25 protein-coding genes are annotated in these 26,749 nt (G+C 63.3%); 9 read left to right on the top strand and 16 right to left on the bottom strand.

Going from position 1 to position 26,749, the window contains the following annotated elements; all coding sequences use genetic code 11:
• Positions 1-34: 34 nt before the first annotated feature.
• Positions 35-1,234 carry a nicotinate phosphoribosyltransferase gene (gene pncB, locus IAE38_RS18840; RefSeq protein ID WP_201162862.1) on the bottom strand — a complete coding sequence of 400 codons (1,200 nt, stop codon included), beginning with the start codon at positions 1,232-1,234 and terminating at the stop codon, positions 35-37.
• Positions 1,231-1,881, bottom strand: coding sequence for an isochorismatase family protein (locus IAE38_RS18835; RefSeq protein WP_201218659.1), 651 nt, complete (start codon positions 1,879-1,881; stop codon positions 1,231-1,233). The genes pncB and IAE38_RS18835 overlap by 4 nt, the downstream gene beginning before the upstream one ends.
• Positions 1,882-2,019: 138 nt before the next feature.
• On the opposite strand from IAE38_RS18835, the gene IAE38_RS18830 reads away from it, so the two are divergent.
• Positions 2,020-2,724: an NUDIX hydrolase gene (locus IAE38_RS18830; protein WP_201164670.1), complete on the top strand. Its 705-nt coding sequence runs from the start codon at positions 2,020-2,022 to the stop codon at positions 2,722-2,724.
• A 9-nt stretch (positions 2,725-2,733) separates the two neighbouring features.
• Here the strand turns inward: IAE38_RS18830 and IAE38_RS18825 are convergent, their stop codons facing one another.
• Positions 2,734-4,146, bottom strand: coding sequence for a purine-cytosine permease family protein (locus IAE38_RS18825; RefSeq protein WP_201164671.1), 1,413 nt, complete (start codon positions 4,144-4,146; stop codon positions 2,734-2,736).
• A 379-nt stretch (positions 4,147-4,525) separates the two neighbouring features.
• Between IAE38_RS18825 and IAE38_RS18820 the strand changes: the two genes are divergently transcribed.
• Both IAE38_RS18820 and IAE38_RS18815 read left to right on the top strand, forming a co-directional pair.
• The gene (locus tag IAE38_RS18820; protein WP_201218658.1) at positions 4,526-5,158 is read left to right on the top strand and encodes a LysE family translocator; all 633 of its coding nucleotides are present in this window, start codon (positions 4,526-4,528) and stop codon (positions 5,156-5,158) included.
• 85 nt (positions 5,159-5,243) lie between these two features.
• Positions 5,244-7,415, top strand: coding sequence for a response regulator (locus IAE38_RS18815; RefSeq protein ID WP_201218656.1), 2,172 nt, complete (start codon positions 5,244-5,246; stop codon positions 7,413-7,415).
• Here IAE38_RS18815 and IAE38_RS18810 read toward each other — a convergent pair.
• The 10 genes from IAE38_RS18810 to IAE38_RS18765 form a co-directional block, all read right to left on the bottom strand.
• Positions 7,412-9,208: an ATP-binding protein gene (locus tag IAE38_RS18810; protein ID WP_201218653.1), complete on the bottom strand. Its 1,797-nt coding sequence runs from the start codon at positions 9,206-9,208 to the stop codon at positions 7,412-7,414. The genes IAE38_RS18815 and IAE38_RS18810 overlap by 4 nt on opposite strands.
• Before the next feature lie 73 nt (positions 9,209-9,281).
• A complete protein-coding gene (locus IAE38_RS18805; RefSeq protein WP_201218651.1) occupies positions 9,282-9,845 on the bottom strand; it encodes an NUDIX hydrolase in 564 nt (187 codons plus the stop codon).
• Between the two features lie 2 nt (positions 9,846-9,847).
• A complete protein-coding gene (locus IAE38_RS18800; protein ID WP_060483146.1) occupies positions 9,848-10,600 on the bottom strand; it encodes a GntR family transcriptional regulator in 753 nt (250 codons plus the stop codon).
• An 89-nt stretch (positions 10,601-10,689) separates the two neighbouring features.
• Complete coding sequence (locus IAE38_RS18795) at positions 10,690-11,079, bottom strand: carboxymuconolactone decarboxylase family protein (protein WP_060483147.1); 390 nt, start codon at positions 11,077-11,079, stop codon at positions 10,690-10,692.
• Between the two features lie 62 nt (positions 11,080-11,141).
• The gene (locus IAE38_RS18790; protein WP_028633784.1) at positions 11,142-11,627 is read right to left on the bottom strand and encodes a flavin reductase family protein; all 486 of its coding nucleotides are present in this window, start codon (positions 11,625-11,627) and stop codon (positions 11,142-11,144) included.
• Between the two features lie 13 nt (positions 11,628-11,640).
• Positions 11,641-13,122, bottom strand: coding sequence for an aldehyde dehydrogenase (locus IAE38_RS18785; RefSeq protein WP_201218649.1), 1,482 nt, complete (start codon positions 13,120-13,122; stop codon positions 11,641-11,643).
• Positions 13,119-13,952: an alpha/beta fold hydrolase gene (locus IAE38_RS18780; protein ID WP_028633786.1), complete on the bottom strand. Its 834-nt coding sequence runs from the start codon at positions 13,950-13,952 to the stop codon at positions 13,119-13,121. Before IAE38_RS18780 ends, IAE38_RS18785 begins: the two co-directional genes overlap by 4 nt.
• A gap of 68 nt (positions 13,953-14,020) precedes the next feature.
• Positions 14,021-14,617: an amino acid synthesis family protein gene (locus tag IAE38_RS18775; protein WP_003256068.1), complete on the bottom strand. Its 597-nt coding sequence runs from the start codon at positions 14,615-14,617 to the stop codon at positions 14,021-14,023.
• 348 nt (positions 14,618-14,965) lie between these two features.
• Positions 14,966-16,006, bottom strand: a complete 1,041-nt coding sequence (locus IAE38_RS18770) for an LLM class flavin-dependent oxidoreductase (RefSeq protein WP_060483149.1) — start codon at positions 16,004-16,006, stop codon at positions 14,966-14,968.
• A 75-nt stretch (positions 16,007-16,081) separates the two neighbouring features.
• On the bottom strand, positions 16,082-16,567 hold the full coding sequence (locus IAE38_RS18765; RefSeq protein WP_028633788.1) for a flavin reductase family protein: 486 nt from the start codon (positions 16,565-16,567) through the stop codon (positions 16,082-16,084).
• Positions 16,568-16,881: 314 nt separating this feature from the next.
• Here IAE38_RS18765 and IAE38_RS18760 point away from each other — a divergent pair, with 314 nt between their 5' ends.
• Positions 16,882-18,282 (top strand): purine-cytosine permease family protein, encoded by a 1,401-nt coding sequence (locus IAE38_RS18760; protein ID WP_201164676.1) that lies wholly within the window; start codon positions 16,882-16,884, stop codon positions 18,280-18,282.
• A 57-nt stretch (positions 18,283-18,339) separates the two neighbouring features.
• On the opposite strand, the gene IAE38_RS18755 is transcribed toward IAE38_RS18760, so the two are convergent.
• A complete protein-coding gene (locus tag IAE38_RS18755) occupies positions 18,340-19,965 on the bottom strand; it encodes a methyl-accepting chemotaxis protein (RefSeq protein ID WP_201218647.1) in 1,626 nt (541 codons plus the stop codon).
• 219 nt (positions 19,966-20,184) lie between these two features.
• A complete protein-coding gene (locus tag IAE38_RS18750) occupies positions 20,185-21,096 on the bottom strand; it encodes an AraC family transcriptional regulator (RefSeq protein ID WP_201164678.1) in 912 nt (303 codons plus the stop codon).
• A 101-nt stretch (positions 21,097-21,197) separates the two neighbouring features.
• On the opposite strand from IAE38_RS18750, the gene IAE38_RS18745 reads away from it, so the two are divergent.
• From IAE38_RS18745 to IAE38_RS18725, 5 genes are all read left to right on the top strand, one after another.
• Positions 21,198-21,761 (top strand): carboxymuconolactone decarboxylase family protein, encoded by a 564-nt coding sequence (locus IAE38_RS18745; RefSeq protein ID WP_028633792.1) that lies wholly within the window; start codon positions 21,198-21,200, stop codon positions 21,759-21,761.
• A gap of 99 nt (positions 21,762-21,860) precedes the next feature.
• Positions 21,861-22,925: an acyl-CoA dehydrogenase family protein gene (locus IAE38_RS18740; protein ID WP_201218645.1), complete on the top strand. Its 1,065-nt coding sequence runs from the start codon at positions 21,861-21,863 to the stop codon at positions 22,923-22,925.
• A complete protein-coding gene (locus IAE38_RS18735) occupies positions 22,922-23,743 on the top strand; it encodes an ABC transporter ATP-binding protein (RefSeq protein WP_201218643.1) in 822 nt (273 codons plus the stop codon). The genes IAE38_RS18740 and IAE38_RS18735 overlap by 4 nt, the downstream gene beginning before the upstream one ends.
• Entirely contained in the window at positions 23,730-24,935 is a 1,206-nt protein-coding gene (locus IAE38_RS18730; protein ID WP_201218642.1) for an ABC transporter substrate-binding protein, read from the top strand. Before IAE38_RS18735 ends, IAE38_RS18730 begins: the two co-directional genes overlap by 14 nt.
• On the top strand, positions 24,935-25,690 hold the full coding sequence (locus IAE38_RS18725) for an ABC transporter permease (protein WP_028633796.1): 756 nt from the start codon (positions 24,935-24,937) through the stop codon (positions 25,688-25,690). Before IAE38_RS18730 ends, IAE38_RS18725 begins: the two co-directional genes overlap by 1 nt.
• A gap of 33 nt (positions 25,691-25,723) precedes the next feature.
• Here the strand turns inward: IAE38_RS18725 and IAE38_RS18720 are convergent, their stop codons facing one another.
• Positions 25,724-26,410, bottom strand: a complete 687-nt coding sequence (locus IAE38_RS18720; protein ID WP_028633797.1) for a GNAT family N-acetyltransferase — start codon at positions 26,408-26,410, stop codon at positions 25,724-25,726.
• Positions 26,411-26,749 lie beyond the last annotated feature (339 nt).

Raw genomic sequence — 26,749 nt, 5'->3', positions numbered from 1 at the left:
TCGAGGCGCTTCGTTCTGCCGCCTCTGCTACCGCTCACCCCACGTTGAATACATGCCGCAGATACCCCACAAAGTTCTCATCCCGGCACTGCGTCTTCCCTGGGCTGTCCGAGATCTTGGCCACCGGCGCTCCATTGCACGCGGTCATCTTGATCACCATGTTCATCGGCTCCACGCCCGGTATATCGCACGTCAGCTTGGTACCGATGCCAAAGCTCACTTGAATGCGCCCGTGCAGTGCCCGGTACAGTGCCAGGGCCTTGGTGAAGTCCAGCCCGTCGGAGAAGATCAGCGTCTTGCTCATGGGGTCGATACCCAGTTTCTCGTAGTGAGCGATGGCCTTTTCTGCCCAGGCGAGTGGGTCGCCAGAGTCGTGGCGCAAGCCGTCGAAGAGCTTGGCAAAGTACAGGTCGAAGTCGCCAAGGAAGGCGTCCATGGTGATGCAGTCGGTGAGGGCGATGCCCAGCAAGCCGCGGTATTCGCGAACCCAGCATTCCAGCGCCGCCGCCTGGCTGTCCACCAGGCGCGGGCCCAGCTGTTGGTGGGCCATGAACCATTCGTGGGCCATGGTGCCGATGGGGCGCAGTTCGTATTCGCGGGCCAGGTGCACATTGCTGGTGCCGACGAAGCGGCCGGGGAAGTCGCGCTTGAGGATGTGCACCACCTCTTCCTGCACCCGGTACGAGAACCGCCGGCGGGTGCCGAAGTCGGCCAGCTGGAAGCCCGCCAGTTCGTCGGCGCTGGCCTCGGCCTTGAGCCAGTCGAGGTTCTGGTACAGCCGCTCGCGCACCTGTTCGATCACCACTTCGCGGTAGCGATAGCGGTTGCGCACTTCGCTGATGATGGCCAGCAGCGGGATTTCGTAGAGGATCACGTGCAGCCACGGGCCGCGAACGCGAATGGCCAGTTGCCCGGCATCGTCCAGGCCAACCTGTACGTAGCGCAGGTTGAAACGGAACAGGCTTAGAAAACGGATGAAGTCGGGTTTGATGAACGGGATTTTTTCCAGATAGGCCAGTTGGTCCTGGGTGACGCTGACCTCGGCCAGTTGCTCCACCTGGTAGCGGATCTCGGCCAGGTATGGGGCCAGGTTCTCGCCGTTGCGGCAACGGAACTCCCACTCCACCTCGGCATTGGGGTAGTTGTGCAGCACCGCCTGCATCATGGTGATCTTGTAGAAGTCGGTGTCCAGCAAATTCTGGATGATGCGTGGGCCGAAAACACTGTCGCTCATGAGCGCTGCTCCTTGATCAAAGCCAATTGGTGGTCGAGGGCGGCTTCATCGCCGCACAGCACCACACCCTCTGCTGCCAGCGCGCCGCAGGTTTCGATGGCACCGGCCTGGGTGAGGGCGCGGCAGGCCGGCAGGTACAGCAGCACCTGGAAGCCCGCCTGGCGCAGTTGCCGGGCGGTGGTCTTGACGCAGTAATCCAGGGCCAGGCCACCGACGATCACTGCACCTACCTGCTGCACCTTGAGGTATTCGATCACACCGGTGGAACGGCGCTCGGCCAGGTCGTGATAACAGGCGCCGTAGGGGTGCAGGTCGGGTTCGACGCCTTTCCACACGAAGTAGTCGTAGTCGATAGGGGCGGGCAGCCCCGGCAGCAGTTCGAAACCGGGGGTGCCGGGTACGCAGTGGCTGACCCAGGTAAGGTCGGCGTTGGCCAGGCTCAGCGGTTGCAGCATGTGTGCAGGGTCTGCCACAACCCAGCTGGCGTTGGCCGGGTGGGCGTCCTTGCTGCCAAGGCGCACGTCAGCGCGCAATGCCATGGCGTTGAGGTCGGGTGCGATCTCGTTGCCGTCGGGCACCGGCAGCTCGTGAGGGGCGTTGGCGGTGAAGCCGTTTTGCGCATCGACATCGAAACTGGCGATCTTCATGGCGGATCTCCTCGCTGGAATGGCTACATAATCCACCTGGTGTATTATGTATGTCAAGCCGCATCTGATAACTGCATTGGGCTTGCATTACTTTGCTGCTCTGGTGAATTATCACGGCCATTAACCAGGAGCCACCCTTTGAGTACAGCCGAAGTACTGGCCAGCGTCGACATCGTCGCCTTGCGCCTGTCGCCCGATGGCCAGCAACTGCAGGTGCTGCTGCACCGCCGCGAGCGTGAACCCCATGCAGGCCAATGGGCACTGCCCGGGGTCATCATCAATGGCCGCATCCCTGACACCAGCCTGGATGGCGCTGCCGACCGCGCCTTGCGTGAAAAAGCCCGGGTAACCCCCTGCTACCTGGAACAGGTGGGCACCGAAGGCAATGCCTTCCGCGACCCGCGGGGCTGGTCGCTTAGCACCTGCTACCTGGCATTGCTGGGCCCGCAACAGGCGGTAGACGGTGAGCAACTGGGCTTCTTCGACCTGGGCAGCGTGGTTGACCGCAAAGTGTTGCTGCCGTTCGACCACAACCTGCTGGTGCAGGGTGCCCGTGATCGGCTGGCCGCCAAGACGGTATACAGCAGCCTGCCGCTGTACTTGATGGGGGAGAGGTTCACCGTGCTGGATGCGCTGGGCGCCGTGCAGGCGTGCCTGGGGCAGCCGGTGAATGGCACCTCGCTGCGCAAGCGGCTTGAGCGCCTGCGCGAGCTGGGCTGGGTAAGGGACACCGGGCAGAAGAATCAGCCGCGGCTGGGGCGGCCGCAGCAGCTGTACCAGTACACGCCCCAGGGCGAGCGGCCGTTCATGTTCGACCGCAGCCTATTGCCTGAGGGCAGTTGAGCGGTACGGTCAGTGGCCCAGTGCTACCTTGGCGCTGGTCTGGCGACGACGGTAGGCGCTGTCGCGGCTCGCCAGCCACCAGTACAGCGGCGAGGTGACCGCCAGGCCAACCAGCCAGGACAGGTCGGCGCCGTTGATGTGCTCGGAGATCGGGCCCACGTACAGCGGGGTATTCATGAACGGAATCTGCACCGCGATGCCGATCGCATAGGCCAGCAGAGCCTGCGGGTTGTAGCGGCCGTAGATACCGCCGTCCACCTGGAAGATCGACTGAATGTCGTAGTCGCCTTTGTGAATGGCATAGAAGTCGATGAGGTTGATGGCCGTCCAGGGCACCAGCACCACCAGCAGCACCAGCACCATGTCCACGAAGTGGCCGATGAAGTCGGCCGAGGCGAACACCGCCGCCACGCAGCAAGCGCCCAGCACGATCAATGAAAGCACCGCACGGCTCTTGGCCGTGGGGATCCAGCGGTAGGCGAAGGTTTGCACCAGGGTGATGATCGACAGCACTGCCCCATACAGGTTGAGGGCGTTGTGGCTGATGACGCTGAGCAGGAACAGCACCAGCATCAGCGGGCCGAGGCTGCCGGTGGCCAGCTTCACCGCCTCCATGGTGTCCATGCCAGCCGGGATCGCCAGCACAGCGACGGCGCCGAAGATGAAGGACAGGCTGGAGCCCAGGGCCGAACCCAGGTAGGTGGTCCAGAACGTCGAACTGACCTTCACATCAGCGGGTAGGTAGCGCGAATAGTCCGACACATAGGGTGCGAAGGCGATCTGCCACAGGGCTGCAAGTGAAACGGTGGCCAGCCAGCCGGCCAGGTTGAAGCCCCCGCGGGTGAGGAAGTCGTCACTCTGCACATGGCTGAAAATGTAGCCGAAGCCCACCACGATACCGATGCCCAGCACCCAGGTGCCGATACGGTTGAGCACGTGGATGAAGCGGTAGCCGATGATGCCGATGATCCCCGACCCCAGCGCACCGATGATGATGCCCACGGGCACCGGCACCGACTCGGCCACGCCATGCAGGGACTTGCCGGCAAGCACGATGTTGGATGCGAAGAAACCGATGTACATCACGCCGGCGATTACCACCACCAGCAGTGCGCCGAGCGAACCGAACTGGGCGCGGCTCTGAATCATCTGCGGGATGCCCATTTGCGGGCCTTGGGCAGAATGCAGCGCCATCAGCACACCACCAACCAGGTGGCCCACCAGGATGGCAACGATGCCCCACACCAAGTTCAGGTGAAACAGTTGCACGCCAAGGGCGCCAGTGACGATGGGGAGCGGCGCGATGTTGCCGCCGAACCACAGTGTGAACAGATCCCTTACCTTTCCATGGCGGTCTTGCGGGGGCACATAGCCGATCGTGTGTTTTTCGATGAGAGGGGCCGAGCTGGCTGCACTGGTCATGACTGACTCCAAGGCAAGGTAGGGCATGGGGAACTGCCCGGGGGCGTGCCGGCGAAGGGCAACGCGTTCTTGTTGGAGCGATGATGCGGGGCGCGGGGGGTAACGAGAAATTAGTAAATATGTACCCATAAACCTTAAAAAACCTAAGGCTGACAAAAGCTTAAGCGGTGGACGGCAGCAAGAAGGGTGCCAGTGCCCTGAAGGCCCCGCTGCAGAGCCCCTCGACCGATGACGCCTGCTTGCCCATGGGCCGAACTGGTGCGTGGCGGGCCAACACAGGGCATGAAAAACAGCTGTGCCGGCGGCACGCCGGTGAATTCCCGTGCGCAACCGCTTCGGCTAAGCTGGCACCTCCCATTGCGCGACAAGGATGTGCCTGATGCCCGATACCACCCAACTGCTGGCCTTCGCCCTGATATCCCTGGGCATGGTGCTCACGCCCGGGCCTAACATGGTCTACCTGATCTCGCGGTCCATCTGCCAGGGCCGCATGGCCGGCCTGATCTCGTTGGGCGGTGTGGCCATGGGTTTTGTCTTCTACATGCTCTGTGCGGCCCTGGGGATCACTGCCCTGGTCATGGCGGTGCCTTACGCCTACGACGGCCTGCGCATTGGCGGCGCCCTGTACCTGCTGTACCTGGCCTGGCAGGCGGTCAAACCCGGTGGGCGCTCACCGTTCCAGGTGCGTGATCTGCCTGCCGACAGCCCGCGCCGCTTGTTCGCCATGGGCTTCGTCACCAACCTGCTCAACCCGAAGATCGCCGTGATGTACCTGTCGCTGATGCCGCAGTTCATCAATCCGGAGCACGGCAGTGTGCTGGCACAATCCGTGGTACTGGGTTCGCTGCAGATCGCCATCAGCGTAACGGTCAATGCACTGATCGCGGTGATGGCCGGCTCCATCGCCGTATTCCTGGCGGGGCGCCCGCTGTTCCAGCAGGTTCAGCGGTGCCTGATGGGTACGGTGCTGGCGGCACTGGCCGTAAGGATGCTTGCTGAAGGTCGGCGTTGAACGAGCGTTCAATGAACGGGGAACGAACGCCGGTTGCGCTGCTCTTATCCGAAGACGGATGGCACAAGCCGCGGACTCCCCCGAAATGAAATCCCTTCAACAACCACCTGTGCATGCAGGGCAACCACCGCTGTGCTTCCTGCTGAACGGCGGCACCATCGGCGGTTTGATGCAGTCGATGCAGTGGGGCGATTCGCCGCTCGGGCCGCCCCATGGCTGGTCACCGCACCTGCAAGCGGTGATGGCCACTCTGTTGCCCGCCCAAGCGCAGGTTGTGTTGTTCTGGGGTGAGTCCTATGTGGCGCTGTACAACGATGCTTACGCCCCCACCATCGGCAACAAACACCCCCATGCCCTGGGCCGGCCCGCCCAGGAGAACTGGTCTGAGCTGTGGGACGACCTTGAGCCGTTGCTGCGCGGGGTGCGCGAAACAGGCCAGACCTTCTCGGCCAAGGATCGCCCTTTCTATATAGAACGCAGTGGGCACGGCGAGACGGTGTATTTCGACGTGTCCTATTCCGCGGTGCGCGAGGCCGATGGGAGCGTGGGTGGCATTCTGTGCCTGGTATCGGAAACCACCGAGCGGGTGCGCTTCCAGCAACGTCAGGCCTTCTTGCTGGAGCTGGGCCGTACATTGCCCGGGCTGGGCGGTGCCGAGCGCATCGAGGCCTACGCTGTGCAACGCCTGGCCGAGCAACTTGGCGCTGCGCGGGTCTGTTTTGGGGAAGACCAGGGTGATGGCGAGTGCTTCACGGTCAGCCAGGACTGGGTCGACGGCGTGCCTTCAGTGGTCGGTACCCACCCATACCAGGCCTTCGGTGCTGACTTCCATGAGCAGTTGGCGGCTGAGCAGACGGTGCTGCAGGTGTATGACAAGGCACCGCCGCACCTGGCAGGCCTGGGCGCTGCCCTGCATGTACCGGTGGTACGTGCAGGCCGCCTGGAAGCGGTGCTGGGCGTGTATTTCCGCGACGCGCGCAAGTGCCTAGAGGAAGACTGCCAATTGGTGGAAGAAACCGCCAAGCAAACCTGGGCCGCCATCATTCATGCCCGCGCCGAACGTGCCTTGCACTTGCTCAACCAGAGCCTGGAAGAACGCGTGGCGGCCGCACTGGCGCAGCGTGAGTCGGCCATGGTGCAACTGCATGAAGCCCACAAGATGGAAATGATCGGGCAATTGACTGGCGGCATCGCCCACGACCTGAACAACATGCTCACGCCCATCATCGGCTCGTTCGAGCTGTTGCACCGCCAGCCGAACGCCGAGCGTGCCCCGCGGCTGATCGACGGCGGGCTTCAAGCTGCAGAGCGGGCCCGCAACCTGGTCGCGCGCCTGCTGAGCTTCGCCCGCCGCCAGACACTCAAGCCTCAGGCCGTGTGCCTGGCGACACTGCTGGACGACATGCGTGAGTTGATGGCACGTTCCATCGGGCCCACCCTGACCGTGCACGTGGATATCGACCCGGCACTGCCCTCTGTGGTGGTCGACCCTCACCAGCTGGAGCTGGCGTTGCTCAACCTGGTGGTCAATGCCCGTGATGCCACGGGGGACGGGGGCTACCTGCAGATCGTTGCCGGGCATGACCCGCATTGCCCTGTACCGCCAGAAGGCATGGCTGCTGAGCGCCTGGTATGGATCGAGGTCAGGGACAACGGCTGCGGCATGGACGAAGAGCAGGTGCGCCGCTGCATGGAGCCGTTTTTCTCGACCAAGGGCATCGGCAAGGGCTCTGGGTTGGGCCTGCCGATGGTGCAGGGGCTGGCGGTACAGTCCGGCGGAGGGTTTGCCATCCGCTCAACGCCGGGGCAGGGCACCCAGGCTACCTTGTGGCTGCCGGCCAGCAATTCATCGGCTGCCAGCCGCGGCAGTGAAAGCGGTGAAGCACCGACGGCCGCCCGCCCAAGCCGGGTGCTGCTGGTGGACGATGAGGAAATCGTGCGCCATGCCACAGCCCTGCAGCTGCGCGACCTGGGCTACGAAGTGACCGAGGCGGCGAGTGCGGCCGCCGCGCTGCGCCTGGTAGACAAAGGCTGGTTGCCGGACCTGCTGGTAACCGACCACGTGATGCCGGACATGACCGGTGTGCGTTTTGCCCAGCAGATGCGCCAGCGGCATGCCGAATTGCCGGTGTTGATCATCACCGGCTACGCCAACCTTACGCCGTCCCAGTTGAGCGGCTTTGAGGTATTGCGCAAACCTTACCGGCGCATGGAACTGGCGCAGAGTGTGGCGAAGTTGCTGGCGGCCAAGCGTTAACGTTCGCCCGGTAACGCAGCGTCTTGCGCCTGCTGGGGCAGGTACAGCGTGAACGTGGTGCCCTGGCCCTCAATGCTGTTGACCTTAACATCACCCCCGGACTGCTTGGCGAAGCCGAACACCTGCGAGAGGCCCAGGCCAGTGCCTTCACCCGGTGCCTTGGTGGTGAAGAAGGGGTCGAAGATACGCTCGAACAATTCCGTAGGGATACCGGCCCCGGTGTCGCTCACCGAAATGGCGGCGAAGGCGCCGGCCTGTGGCGCCTGGCCTTGTGCTGCCGGCAGATGCTGATCGGCCAGCAGGCGCAGCTGCAGTGTGCCGGCACCGCCCATGGCATCCCGGCCGTTGAGCATCAGGTTGATGACGGCGGTTTCCAGCTGGCTGATGTCGGCCCGGATATGGCAGGGCGCCTCGGGCAGTTGCAGTTGCACGTGGATGCGCGCACCCGCCGCCGTGTCGAACATGTCGGCCATTGCCTCAAGCCGCTCGCTGGCTTCGAACACCTGCGGGTTCAATGCCTGGCGCCGGCCAAAGGCCAGCAACTGGCCTGTGAGCTTGGCGCCGCGTTCCACGGTTTCGGATATGGTCTTGATATACCGATCGCGCCGCTGCTCATCCAGGTTGGGGCGCTGCAGAAAATGCAGCGACGCGCGGATGATGGTCAGCAGGTTGTTGATGTCATGTGCTACCCCGCCAGTCAGCTGGCCGATGGCTTCGAGTTTTTGCGCCTGGCGCAACTCGGCCTCGGTGTGCAGCAACTGAGCGGTGCGCTCCTGCACCCGCTGCTCGAGGTTGGCGTTGAGGGTTTCCAGCGCTGCGATTGCCTGCTGCACTTCACCGTGGGCCTGAGCCCGCTGGATATGCGCCCAGCTGCGTTCGGTCACTTCACTGATCAGCGCCCGTTCGTAGGCGCTCCAGGCGCGCGGCGCACTGTTGTTGATGGCCATCAGCGCGGTCAGCCTGCCGGCTTTTATCAGCGGCATGCAACAGGTGGCCGCGATGCCGATGGCCGCAAAAGTGGCGGCCTCGTCGGGGGCCAGTTCGCGGTGGCTGTCGTGGATGATCAGGGGTTGGCCGTTGCGCAGGCGGTTCACCGCCAGGCGGCCGAAGTCATGCAACTGGTAATCGCCCAGCAGGTGAGGGGCCCCGGGGGCCACCGCTTCGCCGCAGATGGTGAAAGTGTCCTGGTCGGCCTGCATCACCGCATAGGCGCAGCTGGACAGCTCAAGGTGTTCCACCAGCATGCGCGTGGTAATCGCCAGAATGTCTTCGGGCGCTGAAGCTTCAGCGACTGCCCGTGCCAGGCTGTCGAGAAACTTCAGCCGCTGGTTGCTCACCACGTTGGCGGTGGTTTCGGTGACGGTGTCGAGCATGCCCAGCACTGTGCCGTCATGGCCGCGGATGGGGCTGTAGCAGAACGTGAAATAGGCCCGCTCCGGCGTGCCATTGCGGTCGATGAGCAGCGGGAAGTTCTCGATGAAGACTGCTTCGCCCGCCAGTGCACGGTCTGCCAGTACGCGGATGTCCGACCAGGCCTCGCGCCAGACTTCACTGAACGGGGTGCCCAGCGCCAGCGGCTTCTGGCCCAGAATCGGCAAGAATGCATCGTTGTGCAGGGTAATCAGGTCGGGGCCCCACAGCACCGCTTGTGGGAACCGCGAGGCCAGGCACAGTGCCAATGTGGTCTTGAGCGCATCGGGCCAGCCATCGAGCGGGCCCAGACGGGTGGATGCCCAGTCATGCTGACGGATACGCTCGCCCATGAGGCCACCGCCCTCTAGCCACTTCGCCATGTGTTCTGCCGGTCGTGAATACAAAGGCCCCTAGGGTGCACCGAGAACACGTGGTTGGCGAGCGGTTTGTGCACTAGCGAATGAAGTGCACTTTGCCGGTGTCGTCATTGCCCGTGTAGATGCCATATACCCCGGCCTGGCGCTCGAGAATATAGCGCTCGAGGATCTGCCGGATGGCGGGGTAGTAGATATCGTCCCAGGGGATCTGGTCGGGCTCGAAGAACCGGTAGGCCAGGGTTTCCGGGCCGTACTGGCCGGTTTCCTCGGTGGCGACGGCGCGGAAGATGATGTACACCTCGCTGATCTTCGGCACGCTGAAAATCGAATAGGGGCAAACGATTTCGGCGTGCACGCCGCTTTCTTCCCACACCTCGCGCAGCGCTGCCTGCTCGGTGGTTTCGCCGGCCTCCATGAAGCCGGCGGGCAGGGTCCAGGTGCCCGGGCGCGGTGGAATGGCGCGCTGGCAGAGCAGGTACTTGCCGTCGCGTTCGATGATGCAGCCGGCGATGATCTTGGGGTTGATGTAGTGAATGTAGCCACAGCTACTGCAATGCAGGCGTTCGTGGGTATCGCCGGTGGGAACGCCCCGTGCCAGTTCCGTGGTGCAGTGTGGGCAGTAGCGCGGGGCATTGGGCATGATCAGCGACCTATGCGGGGTTCCTTGAGGGCCAGGGGCTCGACGATGTCGCGCACCTTGGTGGTGTCGTCCTGCTTCTGACGCAGGTATTCCAGGGCGACCTTGGCCGCAGCGCGCACGTGCTCCACGCAGGCCTGGTGGGCCACCACAGGGTCACCGCCCTTGATCGCCTCGACCATCTTTTCCATTTCCAGGTTGCTGGCGCCGCGGCGGTTCACTTGCGACACCGAGGTTGCCCGCAGGTAGCTGATCCGCGCCTGCAACTGGCGCAACTGCTGGGCCGCCACCTGGTTGCCCGAGCCTTCCAGCAACACGTCGTAGAAGCCCTGCACCGAATCCAGTACCTGTTGCAGTTCGCCTTCTTCCAGGGCCTCGCGGTTTACCTCCAGCGCACGTTCCAGGGCGCGGATGTCCTTGGCCTTGGCGTTGAGGGTGAACAGTTGCACGATCAGGCCTTCGAGTACGCAGCGCAGCTCGTAGATATCGCGGGCATCCTCGAGGGTGATGATGGCCACACGAGGGCCCTTGGCGTCTGCGAACTCCACCAGCCCTTCGGACTCCAGGTGGCGAAGGGCCTCACGCACCGAAGTACGGCTGACCCCGAGGCGGTCGCAGAGGTCGCGCTCGACCAGGCGATCGCCCGGCAGCAGGTGGAAATTCATGATCGCACCGCGCAGCTTGTCGAGCACGATTTCGCGCAGGGTGACGGGGTTGCGGTTGACCTTGAAGCTGTCGTCGAGTGGCTGGCGTTTCATCAAGTGCGCTCTGAAAGAGGCTGCCCGATTACGCTCGCAACAGCACCATGAACCGGGGTGCTCCTTGCGCGGGTTCGAACAGCCCGGTGTTAACGGGTGGGCTCCGCATCAGCCTCGGCGAACGCTTCCCGGGCCAGGCGGAAGCTGTCCACCGCGGCCGGTACGCCGCAGTAGATGCCGACCTGGAGCAGGATTTCGCGTACCTGCTCGCGGCTAAGGCCATTACGCAGTGCGCCGCGAATGTGCAGCTTGAGCTCGTGGGGCCGGTTGAGTGCGGAAATCATGGCCAAGTTTATCATGCTGCGTTCTTTGAGCGACAAGCCTTCACGGCCCCACACGTGCCCCCAGCAGTATTCGGTGACCAGTTCCTGCAGCGGTTTGGTGAATTCGTCGGCGTTCTGGATAGAACGGTTGACGTAGTCCTCACCCAGTACCTGGGTGCGGATTTGCAGGCCTTTCTCGTATTTTTCGTTGCTCATGCGTGGTGTTCCTATGTGATTGGGTGGCCGGGGGCTGTACGGCGAACCCGGCTATGCCAACGTCAGCCCAGGGGCGGCAAGGCGCCCAGTTTGCCCTTGTGATAAACCATGGGCGTCACCGGCTCGGCCGGCAGCACCAGGTTTTTCACGGCGCCGACGATGATCGCATGATCACCACCGTCATACTCGCGCCACAGCTCGCACTCGATGATCGCGGTAGCCTTGGCCAGCAGCGGGTTGCCAAGTTCGCTCAGGTGCCATTCCACATGCTTGGCTTTATCTTTGCCCTTGCCGGCGAAGGCATAGGCTTCTGCGGTCTGTTCGGCAGACAGCAGGTGAATGGCGAACTGCTTGCTGTCACGCAGCACAGGGTAGGTATCAGACGCGTAGTTGGGGCAGAACAGCACCAGCGCCGGGTCGATCGACAGCGCGCTGAAGGCACTGGCGGTGATGCCGACAATGCCGCCATCCGCGTCCAGGGTGGTGACCACGGTCACGCCGGACGGGAACGAGCCCATCACGTCTTTGTAGATGCCAGGTTCGATCATCGGGTGTTACCTCTTAGCGCATCACGAACGGGTCGGGCATGGGCGCGGTGGACAGGTTGATCCACACGGTCTTCAGCTCGGTATAGGCCAGCACCGAATCGATGCCGCTTTCACGGCCGTAGCCGCTGTTCTTGAACCCGCCGATCGGTGCCATGGCCGAGACGGCGCGGTAGGTGTTGACCCAGATGATGCCCGAGCGCACGTCGCGGGCCAGGCGGTGGGCGCGGCCCAGGTCGCGGGTCCAGATGCCGGCCGCCAGGCCGAACTGCGAGTCGTTGGCGATGGCCAGCGCTTCTTTTTCGGTCTTGAAGCGGATCACCGCAGCGACCGGCCCGAACACCTCTTCCTGCATGATGGTCATCGAGTTGCGGTCGCACTCGAACAGGGTGGGCTCGTAGAACCAGCCGTCGCCTTCAACCTCGGCACGCTTGCCCCCCATGTGCAGCTTGGCGCCTTCGGCCTTGGCTGCGGCCACCAGGGTTTCGACCACTGCCAGCTGTTGCGCCGTGGCCATGGGGCCCATTTCGCTGGCGTCATCCTGCGGGCTGCCGATGCGGATACGCTTGGCCCGGGCGATGAGGCGTTCGACGAACTCATCGAAGATCTCGTCCTGTACCAGCAGGCGCGAACCGGCCACGCAGCTTTGCCCGGAGGCGGCATAGATACCGGCTACTGCGCCGTTGATGGCGCTGTCCAGGTCGGCGTCGGCGAAGATGATGTTCGGCGACTTGCCACCCAGTTCCAGTGACAGCTTGGCGAAGTTTTCTGCACTGCTGCGCACCACGTGCCGGGCCGTGGCGGCGCCACCGGTGAAGGCGATCTTGCGCACCAGCGGGTGGCGGGTGAGGGCAGCGCCCGTGCTGGGGCCGTAGCCGGTCACCACGTTGACCACGCCGGCAGGGAAGCCAGCCTCCAGCGCCAGGCGGGCGAGCTCGAGAATGGTGGCCGAAGCATGCTCGGACGGCTTGAGCACAATGGTGTTGCCCGCCGCCAGGGCAGGGGCCAGCTTGATGGCGGTGAGGTACAGCGGGCTGTTCCACGGGATGATCCCGGCTACCACGCCGATGGGCTCGTGCACGGTGTAGGCGAACAGGTCCGGCTTGTCCAGGGGCAGGGTGCCGCCCTCAAGCTTGTCGGCCAGGCCCGCGGTGTAGTGGAAGAACTCCGGCAGGTAACCGACCTGGCCGCGGGTTTCGCGGATCAGCTTGCCGTTGTCGCGGCTCTCCAGCTGGGCCAGGTGCTCTTTGTTCTCGGCAATCAGGTCCCCGAGGCGACGCAGCAGTTTGCCACGCGCCGTGGCGTTAATGCTGCGCCACTGCGGGCTGTCAAAGGCGCGCTGGGCGGCCTGCACAGCCAGTTCCACATCGGCCTCGTCGGCGTCGGGCAGTTGTGCCCAGGCCTGGGCCGTGGCCGGGTTGAGGCTGTCGAAGGTCTTGCCGCTCTGGGCATCGTGCCATTGGCCGTCGATGCACATCTGGAAACGAACGAGGGTCATGCAACAATCCCCTTGGCGGATTCGGTCAGGCTGCGGGCGTTTGCAAGAAAGTCCAGCAGCATCTTGTTGACTTCACGTGGTGCTTCCACTGCCATCATATGCCGTTGTTCAGCAAGGACCACGCTGTGGGCGCCTGGAATACTGGCGGCAAGCTGGCGGGTCATGGCGGGCGTGGAGCCGGCGTCGAGCTCGCCGGTGGCGATCAGCGTGGGCACCTGGATACTGCCAAGGTCGCCTGCGCGGTACATGTCCTGGGTAGCGAACAGTGAATAGGTGGTGTGGTAGCCCTGCGGGTCGTTGCCGGCCAGCACCTGGCGGATGGCGGCCACCTGAGCGGGGTTGGCCGCTTTGTATTCACGGCTGAACCAGCGCTCGAGCGCGGCGTCGACGTTGGCGTCAGGGCCAAGCTCCGCGGCCTGTGCGGCACGGGCGATAACGCCGGCGCTCTGCTCGGGGCTGCGGTTGAACACGCTGTTGAGCACCACCAGCGCAGCCAGGCGCTGCGGGTAGTGCAGGGCGAAGGCACGGGCCACCAGGCCCCCCATGGAGAAACCGATCACGGTTGCCTGGGGGATCTGCAGGTGGTCCAGCAACTCGGCCAGCTGGGCGGCGTAACCCTCCAGGCCGGTGTCGGCAGCTGGCAGGGCGCTTTGGCCGTGGCCGAGCATGTCGTAGGCGATGACGCGGTAGTCGTTGGCCAGGCCAACGATCTGCCCGCCCCACATTTCCTTGTTCAGGCCCACGCCGTGGATCAGTACCACAGGCTGGCCCTGGCCCACGCTCAGGTAGCTGGTGCCGGCGGGGGTGCGTTCAGCGACAGGCTGAATCATGGAGGGCGCTCCTTGAAGGTCGGGCGCGGCGGGTACACACGCCACGCCCCGGCCCGTCTTGGTTATTGTTATTGAGCGTTGGCTTTTTCGGCAGCCAGTTCTTCGAGGTCGATATAGCGGTTGCCGATGCGCGGGTGCAGGCGGCCACCGTCGGCAGCGCCCAGCACCACCACGATCTCGTCGGCACGCGGCGCGTCTTCGATCTGCATTTCCAGGGTGATGTAGTGCGAACGCAGGCCTTCGTCGTCCTTCTGCATCATCGGGATCTGGATCGAGGTGCCAGGGCCGCCGCGCTTGTTGGTAAAGCTCAGGTAGCTCTTGGCCTGGACCGCTTCGCGGTAGTGGTTGCCGAAACGCAGGGTATGGATCACGGCCGAGGCGTGCTCGATTTCGCCGTCTGCACCGACCACGGCGGCCTTGCCATAGGCCTCGATCTTGTCGGCACCGCCGATGGCAGCGGTAAGGCGCTCTACCATCAGTGCACCCAGTTCCGAGCAGTTGGCGCGAATTTCGGGCTTCAGATCTTCAACAAAACCGCGACCGGCCCAAGGGTTCTTGATGACCACTGCCAGCCCGACCATGGTCACGGGCTTGTCGGTGGCCTTGCCGCCTTCGATGCGGGTCTCTTCGGAGTAGGTGACGATCTTGCGAATTTCGAAACTCATGGATGGCTCCTGGTGAGGTTGATCAGTTCTTGTTGTCTGATGGTATACCATAATATTTGTTGTGCAAGAGGTGCCTGGAAATTTCTCGTTCGCGGGGACGAAAGGTGGCGGGCTTGGGTGTGGTGGTGGTGGTGAGATCGAGCGCCGCCCGCGCGGCGCATCGCGAGCTGCGCTCGCTCCTACGCTTGTTTCGGGCCAATTATTCCTGCGCCATTTGCGCGCGAACGCTTGGCCCTTGATTGCCCAATCAACACAAAGCTAATGGCGTACACCTAAAAAGCCCGCTCACGCGGGCCACTCGGGCTCACGGGAGCGGGCGTATCCCGCAATCAATCAGGCAATGGGAATTCAGGCGAACGCCGGCACCACTTCCTTGATGAACAGTTCAAGCGACTTTTTCTTCTCGGCGTGGGGCAGGCTGTTGTCGCACCAGAAGCTGAACTCGTCGACGCCCAGCTCCTGGTAGTAGCGGATGCGCGCGATGATTTCTTCCGGCGTGCCGATCATGGTGTTCTTGCGAATATTCTCCAGCTGGAACGCCGGCACTTCGGCGAACTTCGACTCCGGGCTAGGCGCCAGGAAACCGTTCACAGGCACGGTCTTGTTGCCAAACCAGGCATCGAAGGTACGGTAGAAGCGCGAAATGGCCTGCGCGCCCACCTTCCAGCCTTCTGGCTCGTCTGGGCTGTGCACGTGGGTGTGGCGCAGCACCATCAGTTGTGGGCGCGGCACGCCCGGGTTGTTGTCCAGGGCTGCCTGGAACTTGTTCTTCAGGTCCAACACTTCCTCGTCGCCCTTCATCAGCGGGGTGACCATGACGTTGCAGCCATTGGCCACGGCAAAGTTGTGCGAGTCCGGGTCGCGGGCGGCGATCCACATCGGTGGCGTGGCGTTGAACGGCTTGGGTACGCTGGTGGAGGTGGGGAACTTGTACACCTCGCCCTCATGGGCGTAGTCGCCTTCCCACAGTTTGCGCACCACCGGCACCATTTCGCGCAGGGCCTTGCCGCCGTCCGTTGCGGGCATGCCACCGGCCATGCGGTCGAATTCGAACTGGTAGGCACCCCGGGCCAGGCCCACTTCCATACGGCCGTTGCTGATCACGTCGAGCAGGGCGCACTCGCCGGCCACGCGGATGGGGTTCCAGAACGGTGCGATGATGGTGCCGGCGCCCAGGCGAATCTTCTCGGTGCGTGCCGCCAGGTAGGCCAGCAGTGGCATGGGGCTTGGCGAGATGGTGTATTCCATGGCGTGGTGTTCGCCAATCCACACGGTGCTGAAACCGCCGTCTTCGGCCATCAGGGTCAGTTCGGTGAGGTCTTCGAACAACTGGCGGTGGCTGACCTGTTCATCCCAACGTTCCATGTGCACGAACAACGAAAATTTCATGGGGGGTTCCTCAACGCTTGAAAATGTCTGGCGCCGGGCAGGGCTGGCGCCATGGGCTTTGATACGGGGAAGGGGTCAGGCGAACGCCGGCAGGGTGGCCATCTTGCCGCGGCAGTACACCATTGGCCGCGGCGCTTCATCCGGGACAATCAGGTTGTGCACTTTGCCGACCATGATGGCGTGGTCACCGCCTTCGTATTCGCGCCACAACTCGCATTCGATCACGGCGGTAGCCCCGGCCAGGATCGGGTTGCCCAAGGCGCTCAGCGACCATTCGATGCCGGCAGCCTTGTCCTTGCCTTTTTTGGCGAACGCATAAGCCTGCGCTTGCTGTTCACCGGAGAGCAGGTGAATGGCAAAGCGCTTTTGGCGAATGAGCACTGGGTAGGAATCAGATGTGTAGTTGGGGCAGAACAGGACCAGCGGCGGGTCCATCGACAGCGACGAGAACGCGCTGGCGGTCAGGCCGACGACCGCGCCGTCGTCGTCCAGGGTGGTGATGACGGTAACGCCGGACGGGAAGGAACCCAGGACGTTTTTGTAGACGGTTGCGTCGATCATCTTGTGTACCTCTAAAGCTGCGGTGGGCCGCGGTTTTTATCGTTGATGTGTCTGATGGTATACCGTAATACCTATTTTGCAAGCGGAATTTTTGTACGTGGAATATGCGCGATGAACGGCTGCAGGCCACGTATATAAAGGGGTTGAGCACCAAGTTGATTTTTCCCAGGGGCTGCGGAAACGGATCAGCTGGGTTTTTTTAATGCGTATCAGTGTTGTCAAAAGTTTGGAATACCATAATATGGTCCGCAGCTGAGAGGCCGCCTTGATGCGGTTTCCTACAAAGATAAAAACGACCTTTCGAGCTAAAAACCATGTCCCAACCGTCGTCGCAACACCAGTTTGTCGAGAATCACACGGTCGATTACGTTCCACCTGCCGAGCGCCATGGGAAGGCGCGCGACCTGTTCACCCTCTGGTTCAGCACCAACATCGCGCCACTGCCCATCGTCACCGGCGCCATGGTGGTCCAGGTGTTTCACCTGAACCTGCTGTGGGGGCTGGTCGCTATCGTGCTGGGCCATCTGGTCGGGGGGGTGGTCATCGCCCTTGCCTCTGCGCAGGGACCGCAGCTGGGCATTCCGCAGATGGTGCAGAGCCGTGGCCAGTTCGGCCGCTACGGTGCGCTGCTGATCGTCTTCTTTACCGCGCTGATCTACGTCGGCTTCTTCATTTCCAACATCGTGCTGGCAGGCAAGACCATTCATGGCATTGCCCCGAGTGTGCCGATGCCGGGGGCCATCGTCATCGGTGCTCTGAGCGCCACGGCCATCGGCGTCATCGGCTATCGCTTCATCCATACCCTCAACCGCATCGGTACCTGGGTGATGGGCTCGGCGCTGCTGGCCGGCTTCATCATGATGTTCGCCCAGACCCTGCCCGCCGACTTCCTTACCCGCGGGGCCTTCAACCTGTCCGGCTTCATCGCCACGGTCTCGCTGGGCATCATCTGGCAGATCAGCTTCTCGCCGTACACCTCGGACTACTCGCGGTACCTGCCCCGTGAGGTCGGGATCGCCAAGCCGTTCTGGGCCACCTATTTCGGCGCCACCCTGGGCACTATCCTGTGCTTCAGCTTCGGGACGGTGGCGGTGCTGTGCGTGCCGGAAGGCACTGACGCGATGGATGCAGTGAAACAGGCCACTGGCTGGCTGGGGCCGATCCTGATGGTGTTGTTCCTGCTCAACATCATCAGCCACAACGCCCTTAACCTGTATGGCGCCGTGTTGTCGATCGTGACCGCCATCCAGACCTTCGTGGCCCACTGGACGCCCAGCATCAAGGTACGCGTGGTACTGGCCAGCGTGATTCTGGCGGGTTGCGGCCTGGTTGCCCTGAATGCGTCGGCCGACTTTATCGGCCAGTTCATCGGCCTGATCCTGGCGCTGCTGCTGGTGCTGGTGCCCTGGGCATCGATCAATCTGATCGACTTCTACTTGATCAAGAAGGGCCAGTACGACATCGCCTCGATTTTCAGCGCCGACGGCGGCATCTATGGCCGCTTCAACCACCACGCCATCATTGCCTACGCCTGCGGCATCCTGGTGCAGTTGCCGTTTGCCAATACATCGCTGTATGTGGGGCCGTACTCGAACATCGTCGAAGGGGCAGACCTGTCCTGGCTGTTCGGCCTATTGGTGACAGTGCCGCTGTATTACTGCCTGGCGACCCGAGGCAAGGTGGAGAAGGCAGGGCGTGCAGTGACGGTGAAGTAAACCCCCTGTCAGGCTGAATTGACCGGGGGCCGCCATGCGGCCCCCGGTCTTTATGGGTCAGACCTTGAACTGCGCCACCATGGCATTGAGGTCCACTGCCAGGCGCGACAGGTCCTGGGCCGCTGCACTGGTCTGGTTGGCACCGGCCGAGGTCTGCATGGACAGGTCGCGGATGTTGACCAGGTTGCGGTCCACTTCCCGCGCCACCTGCGCCTGCTGCTCCGATGCGCTGGCAATCACCAGGTTACGCTGGTTGATCGAGGCGATTGCCTCGGCGATCACCTCCAGCGCCTGGCCGGCACCCTGCGCCACTTCAAGCGTGCCAGACGCTCGGTCCTGGCTGCTGCCCATGGCGGTGACCGCACGCTCGGTACCGTTCTGGATACCGGTGATCATCTGCTCGATTTCTGCGGTGGACTGCTGGGTACGGTGGGCCAGCGCGCGTACCTCGTCGGCCACGACCGCAAAGCCCCGGCCCGCCTCGCCAGCGCGGGCCGCTTCGATGGCGGCGTTTAGCGCCAACAGGTTGGTTTGCCCGGCAATGGCGCCGATCACATCCAGCACCCGGCTGATCTCGTTGGCACTGCTGGCCAGTTGCTGGATCTCGCCGGAGGTGCCGGTCACTTCCGCCACCAACTGCTCAATGGACGCCAGCGCCTGGTTGACCCGGTCACGGCCGTCGCGTGTCGTCTGGTCGGCACCTTTGGACGCATCGGCCGTGCTCACGGCGTTGTTGGCGACTTCCTCGACAGCGGCGGTCATCTGGTTCACGGCGGTGGCTGCCTGATCGATTTCCGCGCTTTGCTGGTGGAGGCCGCGGCTGGTGTCCTCGGTCACGGTGTGCAGCTCTTCGGACGCCGACGCCAATTGGTCGGACGACGCGACGATCTTGCCGATGGTTTCGCGCAGGTTGCCCTGCATGCGGCTCAACGCCGCCAGCAGCAACGCGGGCTCGTCGCGGCCGACCACACGGATCTGCTGGGTGAGGTCACCGGTTGCGACACGTTCGGCCACGGCCACGGCGTCTGCCAGGGGTACCACGATGCTGCGGGTGAGCAGGGTGGCGATGGCCAGCAAGGCCAGCATGATGATGACCAGCGCGCCGATGATGGCCACATACGCTTCATCGGCCACGTCACTGCTCAACTGCGAAGCAGCTTCGGCACCTTTGCCATTGAAGGTGATCAGGGCAGTCATGGCCTGCATCATGGTGTCGGCCCGGTCAGTGAGCGGGCCAGTGATCGACTGTTTGGCGTTGTCCAGGCGGCCGGCCGAGATGTCCTGCAGCACCTCGGTCTGGACCTGCAGGTAATCCCGGTAGGTACTTTTAAAGGTTTCGAACAGGGCGCGGTCTTCTTCGCTGACTATGGTACCGACGTAGTCTTCGATACCTTTTTGCAACTGAGTTTCTACCCCCCGGATCAGCTCCAGGTTGCGGCTGCGTTCAGCGGGGTCGTCGTCCAGTGCGCTGCGCAGGGTGAGTGCGCGGGCCCGGCCAAGGTTGCTGTTGATATCGCTGAGCGACATCACGGTGGGCATCCAGGTCAGGCGTATTTCATCCGTAGACTGGTCCATCTTCTGGGTTTCATACAGGGCGGTCATGCCCAGTATCAGTACCAGCAAACCCAGCACGGCAAACACGCTGGCTGCGCGAACGCCGATTTTCATATTCCTCAACTGCATCAGATGCTCCTACGGTGGCAGGCAGGCCTCGGGAGCTGGTGACGCAATGCCATGTCACCGGAAAGGCGCCAGGCTCTGGAAGCGCTGCGGATTAGGGAGTGGACCGTACCCTCACGAATACTGTTTTGCTTTGGATGATTACATATAGCCATTATTGTTGAACAGTCATACAACGTAACGGCATGAGTGGCAGCGCGCGCTGGACAGCGCTTCGCGCTGCTAACGGCTGTCGTGCTGGCGCCGGTACGCACCAGGCTGCACGCCGATGGCCTTGGTGAAGGCCCGGGTGAACGCGGCAACCGACTGGTACCCGGCTTGCACGCCCACTTGCTCCACCGTGTGCCCCGCCCGCAGCAACTGGCTGGCATGGCGCATGCGCAGCGCCAGCAGTACCTGCCCAGGCGACTGGCCGGCCAGTTCGTTGAAGCGTTTGAAAAATGCCGACCGCGACAGGCCGGTGCACGCCGCCATGCGTTCCAGTGTCCAGGGCTGCCCGGGGTCACCGATCAGTTGCTCCAGCAGTTCGGCAAAGTTGGGCTGGCGGGCGAGGGCGATCAAGCCCCCATACTTCTGCCCGGCATGCACTTGTTGGCGCAGTGCATACAGGAACAGCAGATGAGTCAGGCGCTCCAGCAATACCTGTGACGGCCCGGCCGGGCGCCGGCATTCCTCCATAATCAACCCGAACAGCGCCTGGGCTGCACTGCCCGCCGGGTCGTCGGCGCGGAGCACGATAAGGTCGGCCAGCCCTTCGGCAATCAGCGAAGACAACCCGCTGCTGAAGTGGAAAAAGCCGCACACCAGCCCCACGCCGTCCACCGCTTCGGCATCCAGCGTCTGCATGGCCTGGCGCGGTTGGGCGCAGGCGCCCGCGGTGTCCTGCTCACTGGCCAGCCGGTAATCGATGTCACGCAACAGAAACACCGCATCACCACGCTCGAGCCGCACCGGTTGCGCTTGCCCGGCTGCGTGCAACCAGCAATGGCCCTGTACCACCAGGTGAAAACTGGCGTGGCCCATGCCATGGGTGCTGGCGTGCCAGCCGCCGCAATAGCGGCCCACGTGAAACAGGCTGGCATCGAGTTCCAGGCTTTCTAATAACCATTCAATGAGGTGGCTGGCGCAAATCATCTAATACAAACACTCTGGAGCAAGTAAAAGCGACTGATGAATATGGAGCGAATTTCTTATAACCAACAGACTGTGGGCACACCCAGTATGGAGACTACCTCATGTCCTCGCGCATTACCCTACATACCCTGCAAAGCGCCCCCGAGGCGGCCCGGCCGTTTTTGGAAAACGCCCAGAAGAACGCCGGCTTCATCCCCAACCTGCTGGGGGTGCTGGCCAATGCACCGGCTGCGCTGGAAACCTATGTGACCGTTTCTGCATTGAACGGCAAATCGGAACTCACCCTCGCCGAGCGCGAGGTGGTGCAGTTGATTGCCGCCACCCAGCACGGTTGTGACTTCTGCGTGGCAGGCCACACGGCCGTGGCGCTGAACAAGGCCAAGCTGCCCCAGGAGGTGGTCGATGCACTGCGTGCCCGCGGTGAGTTGCCCGATGCACGCTATGAAACCCTGGCGGCCTTTGCCCGCGAAGTCATCGCCACCCGTGGCAATGTCAGTGATGCGACCTACCAGGCGTTCCGTGACGCCGGCTTCACAGAAGGCAACGCCCTGGAAGTGATTCTGGGAGTGAGCCTCGCAACCCTGTGCAACTTTGCTAATGTGTTCGCCCAGACGCCGCTCAATGACGAGCTGGGCAAATACCGCTGGCATCAGCCGTCTGCCTGATTCACCCAACGGGCTGCCAGGTGGGTGGTCGGTGTAGGAGCGGCCTGGTGCCGCATAGGGGTCGCCTGGCGGCCGCGGCGTTTTACAAGGAGCAAGATCATGCAAGATTGTGCATTTCGGACGTGGCTGGATGCCAACGCCGAAGCCATCGACCGGGGCCAGTGCGAACCGCATCAGGTGCTGGCGCACATTGCCGACTCGCAGCTGTTGCAGGTTGGCGTTGACCCTGCGTTGGGCGGGGTCGGCGGCCAAGTCACCGATGCCGTGGAGGCAATTGCCGCCATCGCCAGCCGCTCGCTGGCCACGGCGTTCGTGTGCTGGGGGCAGCGTGCCTTTATCGAGTACCTGCTGTACAGCCCTAACCAAGGCCTGCGCGAGCGGCTGCTGCCGCAGCTGCTAAAGGGTGGACTGGCCGGCGCCACCGGCCTGTCCAATGCCATGAAGTTCCTGTCTGGCATCGAGGCGCTGCAGGTGCGTGGGCGCCCCACCTATGATGGCTGGAACCTCGAAGGCCGCCTGCACTGGGTGACCAACCTGCGCAAAAGCGGCTTCGTGGTCGCTGCAGCCATCGAGGACGATGCCGGGGGGGCTCCGTTCGTGCTGGCTATCCCGTCCGGGGCACAGGGCCTGGAACGGTCCGACGACCTGCAGTTGATGGGCCTGCAGTCCAGCAATACGGCGGCGCTGGCTTTTCACCAGGTGCAACTGGCCCGCGACTGGCTGCTGCATGAAAACGCCCATGAATTTCTGCCTCAGGTCCGGCCTGCGTTTCTCGGGCTGCAGTGTGGCATGGCCATCGGCCTGGCGCGCCGGGCGTTGCAGGAGGTGCAACTGCACCTGCATGGGCGGGCGTCGTTCCTTGAGGAGGCGCAGCAGGTGCTGGCCGCACGGCTGGAAAACACCGTTGCCGAGCTCAAGCAGGGGCTGTTGGACGAGCGCTTCCGCCAGCAGCCGGCGGCCCTGTTCAAGCTGCGCATCACCCTGGCCGAATGTGCGGCCGATGCTGTACAGCTGGAGCTTCAAGCCAGCGGTGGCAAGGCCTACCTGAGCGAGTATGGCGAAGGCTTTGCCCGGCGCTGGCGCGAGTCGGCCTTTGTGCCGATCGTGACGCCGAGCCTGGTGCAGCTTCGCGCCGAGCTGCAGCGCCAGGCCGCCTCGGCATGACGCAGGTAGTGCTGGAAGCCCGGGATATCAGCCTGGGTTACCCGCGCGAGGGCGGCTGGCAGCAGGTGCTCGCCCAGTTCGATCTCCAGCTTGCACCGGGGGAGGTTGTGAGCATTCTGGGGCCAAGTGGTGTGGGCAAATCGAGCTTGTTGCGGGTGTTGGCTGGCCTGCAGCAGCCCCGCAGCGGCACCGTGAGCCTGCATGGGCAACCGTTGCGGGGCCCGCATCCGCGCCTGGCGGTGGCGTTCCAGGACCCGAGCCTGTTGCCTTGGCTGAACCTTGAAAAGAACGTTGCCTTCGGCTTGGACTTTGCGCGCCAGCCCAACCTGGCCGCGCACGAGCGTCGCGCACGGGTCGACCATGCCATCGCCGCCGTGGGCCTGGGCCATGCGCGCAACCAGTACCCGGCGCAGTTGTCGGGCGGCATGGCCCAGCGAACGGCGCTAGCCCGCTGCCTGGCGCGCCAGCCACAGGTGCTGCTGTTGGACGAGCCGTTCGGGGCTCTGGATGAAGTGACCCGGGCCGATATGCAGCAATTGCTGCTGCAACTGATCGCCACCCATAACACGGCGGCGGTGCTGATTACCCACGACATCGACGAAGCCCTGCTGTTGTCCGATCGGGTATTGCTACTGGGCGATCACCCAGCGCATGTCCTCGGCCAATGGCCCATCGACCTGCCGCAACCGCGGACGCAGCAGGTCGAGGCGCTGGGCGCCTTGCGCATCGACATTCTGAAAACCCTTCGGCGGGCAAGCCGCACAGTCGAACCCCACCCAACCCTGTTGCCCTCGGAGGCTGTCCATGTGCATGGATGACTGCTGCTCCTCTTCTTCACGCCGTGATTTTCTAAAGCTCGGCGCCATGTTCACCGCTGCCGGCGCCTTGCCGCTGCTGTCCAGCCTGCAGGCGCGCGCTGCCGCCGAGCCGGATGCGCCTGTGCGCATTGGTTACCTGCCGATCACCGATGCCACACCGTTGCTGGTGGCGCACAATAACGGCCTGTTCGAAGCCGAAGGCATCAAGGCCGAGCGGCCGGTGCTGCTGCGCAGTTGGGCGCAGGTGATCGAAGCGTTCATCTCCGGGCAGGTCAATGTCATCCACCTGCTGTCGCCCATGACCGTATGGGCTCGCTATGGCAGCAAAGTACCGGCCAAGGTGGTCGCCTGGAACCACGTGGGTGGTTCGGGGCTGACGGTGGCGCCAGATATAAGCGATATCAAGCAACTGGGCGGCAAAACCGTAGCGATCCCGTTCTGGTATTCCATCCATAACGTGGTGTTGCAGCAGATACTGACCGACAATGGCCTTGAAGCCGTTTCCAAACCCGCCAATGCGCCGTTGGCGGCCAACCAGGTCAACCTGCTGGTGCTGCCACCTTCGGACATGCCCCCGGCCCTGGCCAGCAAGCGCATCGCCGGTTACATCGTTGCCGAGCCATTCAACGCCCTGGCCGAGAACCTCAAGGTGGGCCGGGTGCAGCGCTTTACCGGCGATGTGTGGCGCAATCACGCGTGCTGCGTGGTGTTCATGCACGAGCACGACCTCAACAACCGCCCGGAATGGTCGCAGAAGGTGGTCAACGCCATCGTCAAGGCCCAGCAATGGACCCGCGACCATCGCGCCGAGGCGGCCGCGCTGCTGTCCAAGGCCGGCCCCAACAAGTACACGCCCCACGAGCCCGCCGTGCTGGCCAAGGTGCTGGCGCCCGCTGCCGACGACCGTGCCGGGTACATCGCCAGCGGCGCCATCCGCCATCAGCAGTGGGATGAAAAGCGTATCGACTTCCAGCCTTACCCGTACCCGAGCTATACCGAAGAACTGGTAAAGCGCCTGAAGACGACGTTGATCGAGGGGGACAACCGCTTCCTCGCCAATCTGGACCCTGCCCACATAGCGCGCGACCTGGTGGATGACCGCTTTGTGCGCAACGCCATTGCGGCAGTAGGTGGGCCCTCGGTGTTCGGCATCGCCGACAACTTCGAGCGCAGTGAGGAGTTCGCGGTCTGATGCGCAAGCATGTCGTTCATGCCAGCCTCGGGCTGGCCGGGTTGCTGGCGCTGTTGGTGCTGTGGTGGGCCGGGGTGGAAGTGTTCGGCCAGGCCGATGGGCTGTCGGCGCGATTTTCACCGGCGGCGACCCTGGCCAGCCTGGTCGAGCTGTTAGGGCAGGGCGAGGTGTACGGGCATATCTGGGTGAGCCTGAAGCGTATTCTGGTGGGCTTGCTACTGGCGTTGCTGATCGGCGTACCCCTGGGTTTGCTGGTGGGCAGCTACCGCCACCTGGAAGCCGCAACCACGCCGGCGTTCCAGTTTTTGCGCATGATCTCGCCCCTGTCCTGGATGCCCGTGGTGGTGATGCTGATGGGGGTAGGGGACCAGCCTATCTATTTTCTGCTGGCGTTCGCCGCGCTGTGGCCGATTTTGCTGAACACAGCAGCAGGTGTTCGCCAACTGGACCCGCGCTGGTTGCAATTGAGCCGCAGCCTGAGTGCCACCCGTTGGGAAACCCTGTGCAAGGTCATCGTGCCCGGGGTGATCGGGCATGTGCTGACAGGCGTTCGCCTGGCCATCGGTATTCTCTGGATCGTGCTGGTGCCCTGCGAAATGCTGGGCGTGAGTGCGGGCCTGGGCTACTTCATTCTTGATACCCGCGACCGCTTGGCGTACTCCGAGCTGATGGCCATGGTGCTGTTGATTGGTGTACTGGGGTTCGCGCTGGATGCCGTGGCGCGTGGGTTGCATCGCCGCTGGGTGCACGCCTGAAACAAACGGGCTGCGCAGGCAGCCCGCGCAGCCTCAATGTACTGTCTGGCGCTGGCGCACGCAGGCCTGGGCTTGCAGGCTCAACGCGTCCAGGCGCTCGTCGCGCTGCTGTTCGGCCTCGATCATGGCATCTTCACCCTGCTGGTTGAGCAGGTAGGTGTGAATCTGCATGACCTCGGTGGTTTCGTAGATGGGCGCGATGTCCAGGCGGCCGATCAGGGCGCCGCTTGGTTGGCCGGTGCTGCTCATCAGCACCTGTGGGCCGTTGGCGGCCACTACCTGCATGCCCATGGCTTCGAACCACGGTACCTGGCTGGCGAAGGCATTCAGCTCCACACAGGCTTGCCGGCCTTGCAGGTCGCCCAACAGGGCGCGGGCGATCCCCTGGCGGCGGTGGTCGGGGTGCACTGCCAGGAACGCCAGCTCGCATGCCTGATCATCGTCCTGGGCGGGCAGGGTGAGGGCAAAGCCCAGCAGCTTGTCGGGTGCATCGGCGTCCAGTGCCAGTGTCAGGGCCACTGACAGGCCGCGTGTGCCATCCAGCGCTTGCAGGTACTGGTGCACCTCCATGCCGACGCCATACTGGTACAGCGGGTAGAGGGGGTTGTCGGCAGTGATGGCGACGCTGCTCAGCGTGCCCACGGCATGAATCACCAGCTCGCGGATCTGGTTCTGGAAGGACTCGGGTGGCACGCTGTCGAGGCGGCTCAGGATGAACATCGGGTGACGGGCTCCGGCGGGTCGGGGTAGGGCCTGCCAATGTAGGTGGCAGGTGGCACAGTTTAACCGTTTGCTGCGGAGCGTGCGAAAGCGCCGTCGATGGGCAGGGTTGAAGTTGATGGTTCTAGTCGGCGTGTTTATGTCATCTGTAAGAGACAATGAATCACTTTCAGTCGGCGTTAACGAAGACGCGTTATAGCGTGGCAACTGCAACTGCAAACCTAAATATATCCACGCATTAACTAAATAAACTCGACCGCTCTTGCTTCTAAGAGCGCGGTAGTTCAGGCAACACAGATTGCGACTTCAGGAGGCCGAGCGTAGGGATTGCGGAGGGAG

It is taken from the genome of Pseudomonas sp. S32, from assembly GCF_016648095.1.
Taxonomy (GTDB): domain Bacteria; phylum Pseudomonadota; class Gammaproteobacteria; order Pseudomonadales; family Pseudomonadaceae; genus Aquipseudomonas; species Aquipseudomonas parafulva.
This window is presented reverse-complemented; position numbering and strand designations above follow the sequence as displayed.

Excerpts from the sequence above, each read along its gene's own strand:
- pncB (WP_201162862.1), bottom strand. The coding sequence starts at position 1,234 with ATGAGCGACAGTGTTTTCGGCCCACGCATCATCCAGAATTTGCTGGAC.
- IAE38_RS18835 (WP_201218659.1), bottom strand. The coding sequence starts at position 1,881 with ATGAAGATCGCCAGTTTCGATGTCGATGCGCAAAACGGCTTCACCGCC.
- IAE38_RS18825 (WP_201164671.1), bottom strand. The coding sequence starts at position 4,146 with ATGACCAGTGCAGCCAGCTCGGCCCCTCTCATCGAAAAACACACGATC.
- IAE38_RS18820 (WP_201218658.1), top strand. The coding sequence starts at position 4,526 with ATGCCCGATACCACCCAACTGCTGGCCTTCGCCCTGATATCCCTGGGC.
- IAE38_RS18815 (WP_201218656.1), top strand. The coding sequence starts at position 5,244 with ATGAAATCCCTTCAACAACCACCTGTGCATGCAGGGCAACCACCGCTG.
- IAE38_RS18810 (WP_201218653.1), bottom strand. The coding sequence starts at position 9,208 with ATGGCGAAGTGGCTAGAGGGCGGTGGCCTCATGGGCGAGCGTATCCGT.
- IAE38_RS18805 (WP_201218651.1), bottom strand. The coding sequence starts at position 9,845 with ATGCCCAATGCCCCGCGCTACTGCCCACACTGCACCACGGAACTGGCA.
- IAE38_RS18800 (WP_060483146.1), bottom strand. The coding sequence starts at position 10,600 with ATGAAACGCCAGCCACTCGACGACAGCTTCAAGGTCAACCGCAACCCC.
- IAE38_RS18795 (WP_060483147.1), bottom strand. The coding sequence starts at position 11,079 with ATGAGCAACGAAAAATACGAGAAAGGCCTGCAAATCCGCACCCAGGTA.
- IAE38_RS18790 (WP_028633784.1), bottom strand. The coding sequence starts at position 11,627 with ATGATCGAACCTGGCATCTACAAAGACGTGATGGGCTCGTTCCCGTCC.
- IAE38_RS18785 (WP_201218649.1), bottom strand. The coding sequence starts at position 13,122 with ATGACCCTCGTTCGTTTCCAGATGTGCATCGACGGCCAATGGCACGAT.
- IAE38_RS18780 (WP_028633786.1), bottom strand. The coding sequence starts at position 13,952 with ATGATTCAGCCTGTCGCTGAACGCACCCCCGCCGGCACCAGCTACCTG.
- IAE38_RS18775 (WP_003256068.1), bottom strand. The coding sequence starts at position 14,617 with ATGAGTTTCGAAATTCGCAAGATCGTCACCTACTCCGAAGAGACCCGC.
- IAE38_RS18770 (WP_060483149.1), bottom strand. The coding sequence starts at position 16,006 with ATGAAATTTTCGTTGTTCGTGCACATGGAACGTTGGGATGAACAGGTC.
- IAE38_RS18765 (WP_028633788.1), bottom strand. The coding sequence starts at position 16,567 with ATGATCGACGCAACCGTCTACAAAAACGTCCTGGGTTCCTTCCCGTCC.
- IAE38_RS18760 (WP_201164676.1), top strand. The coding sequence starts at position 16,882 with ATGTCCCAACCGTCGTCGCAACACCAGTTTGTCGAGAATCACACGGTC.
- IAE38_RS18755 (WP_201218647.1), bottom strand. The coding sequence starts at position 19,965 with ATGCAGTTGAGGAATATGAAAATCGGCGTTCGCGCAGCCAGCGTGTTT.
- IAE38_RS18750 (WP_201164678.1), bottom strand. The coding sequence starts at position 21,096 with ATGATTTGCGCCAGCCACCTCATTGAATGGTTATTAGAAAGCCTGGAA.
- IAE38_RS18745 (WP_028633792.1), top strand. The coding sequence starts at position 21,198 with ATGTCCTCGCGCATTACCCTACATACCCTGCAAAGCGCCCCCGAGGCG.
- IAE38_RS18740 (WP_201218645.1), top strand. The coding sequence starts at position 21,861 with ATGCAAGATTGTGCATTTCGGACGTGGCTGGATGCCAACGCCGAAGCC.
- IAE38_RS18735 (WP_201218643.1), top strand. The coding sequence starts at position 22,922 with ATGACGCAGGTAGTGCTGGAAGCCCGGGATATCAGCCTGGGTTACCCG.
- IAE38_RS18730 (WP_201218642.1), top strand. The coding sequence starts at position 23,730 with ATGTGCATGGATGACTGCTGCTCCTCTTCTTCACGCCGTGATTTTCTA.
- IAE38_RS18725 (WP_028633796.1), top strand. The coding sequence starts at position 24,935 with ATGCGCAAGCATGTCGTTCATGCCAGCCTCGGGCTGGCCGGGTTGCTG.
- IAE38_RS18720 (WP_028633797.1), bottom strand. The coding sequence starts at position 26,410 with ATGTTCATCCTGAGCCGCCTCGACAGCGTGCCACCCGAGTCCTTCCAG.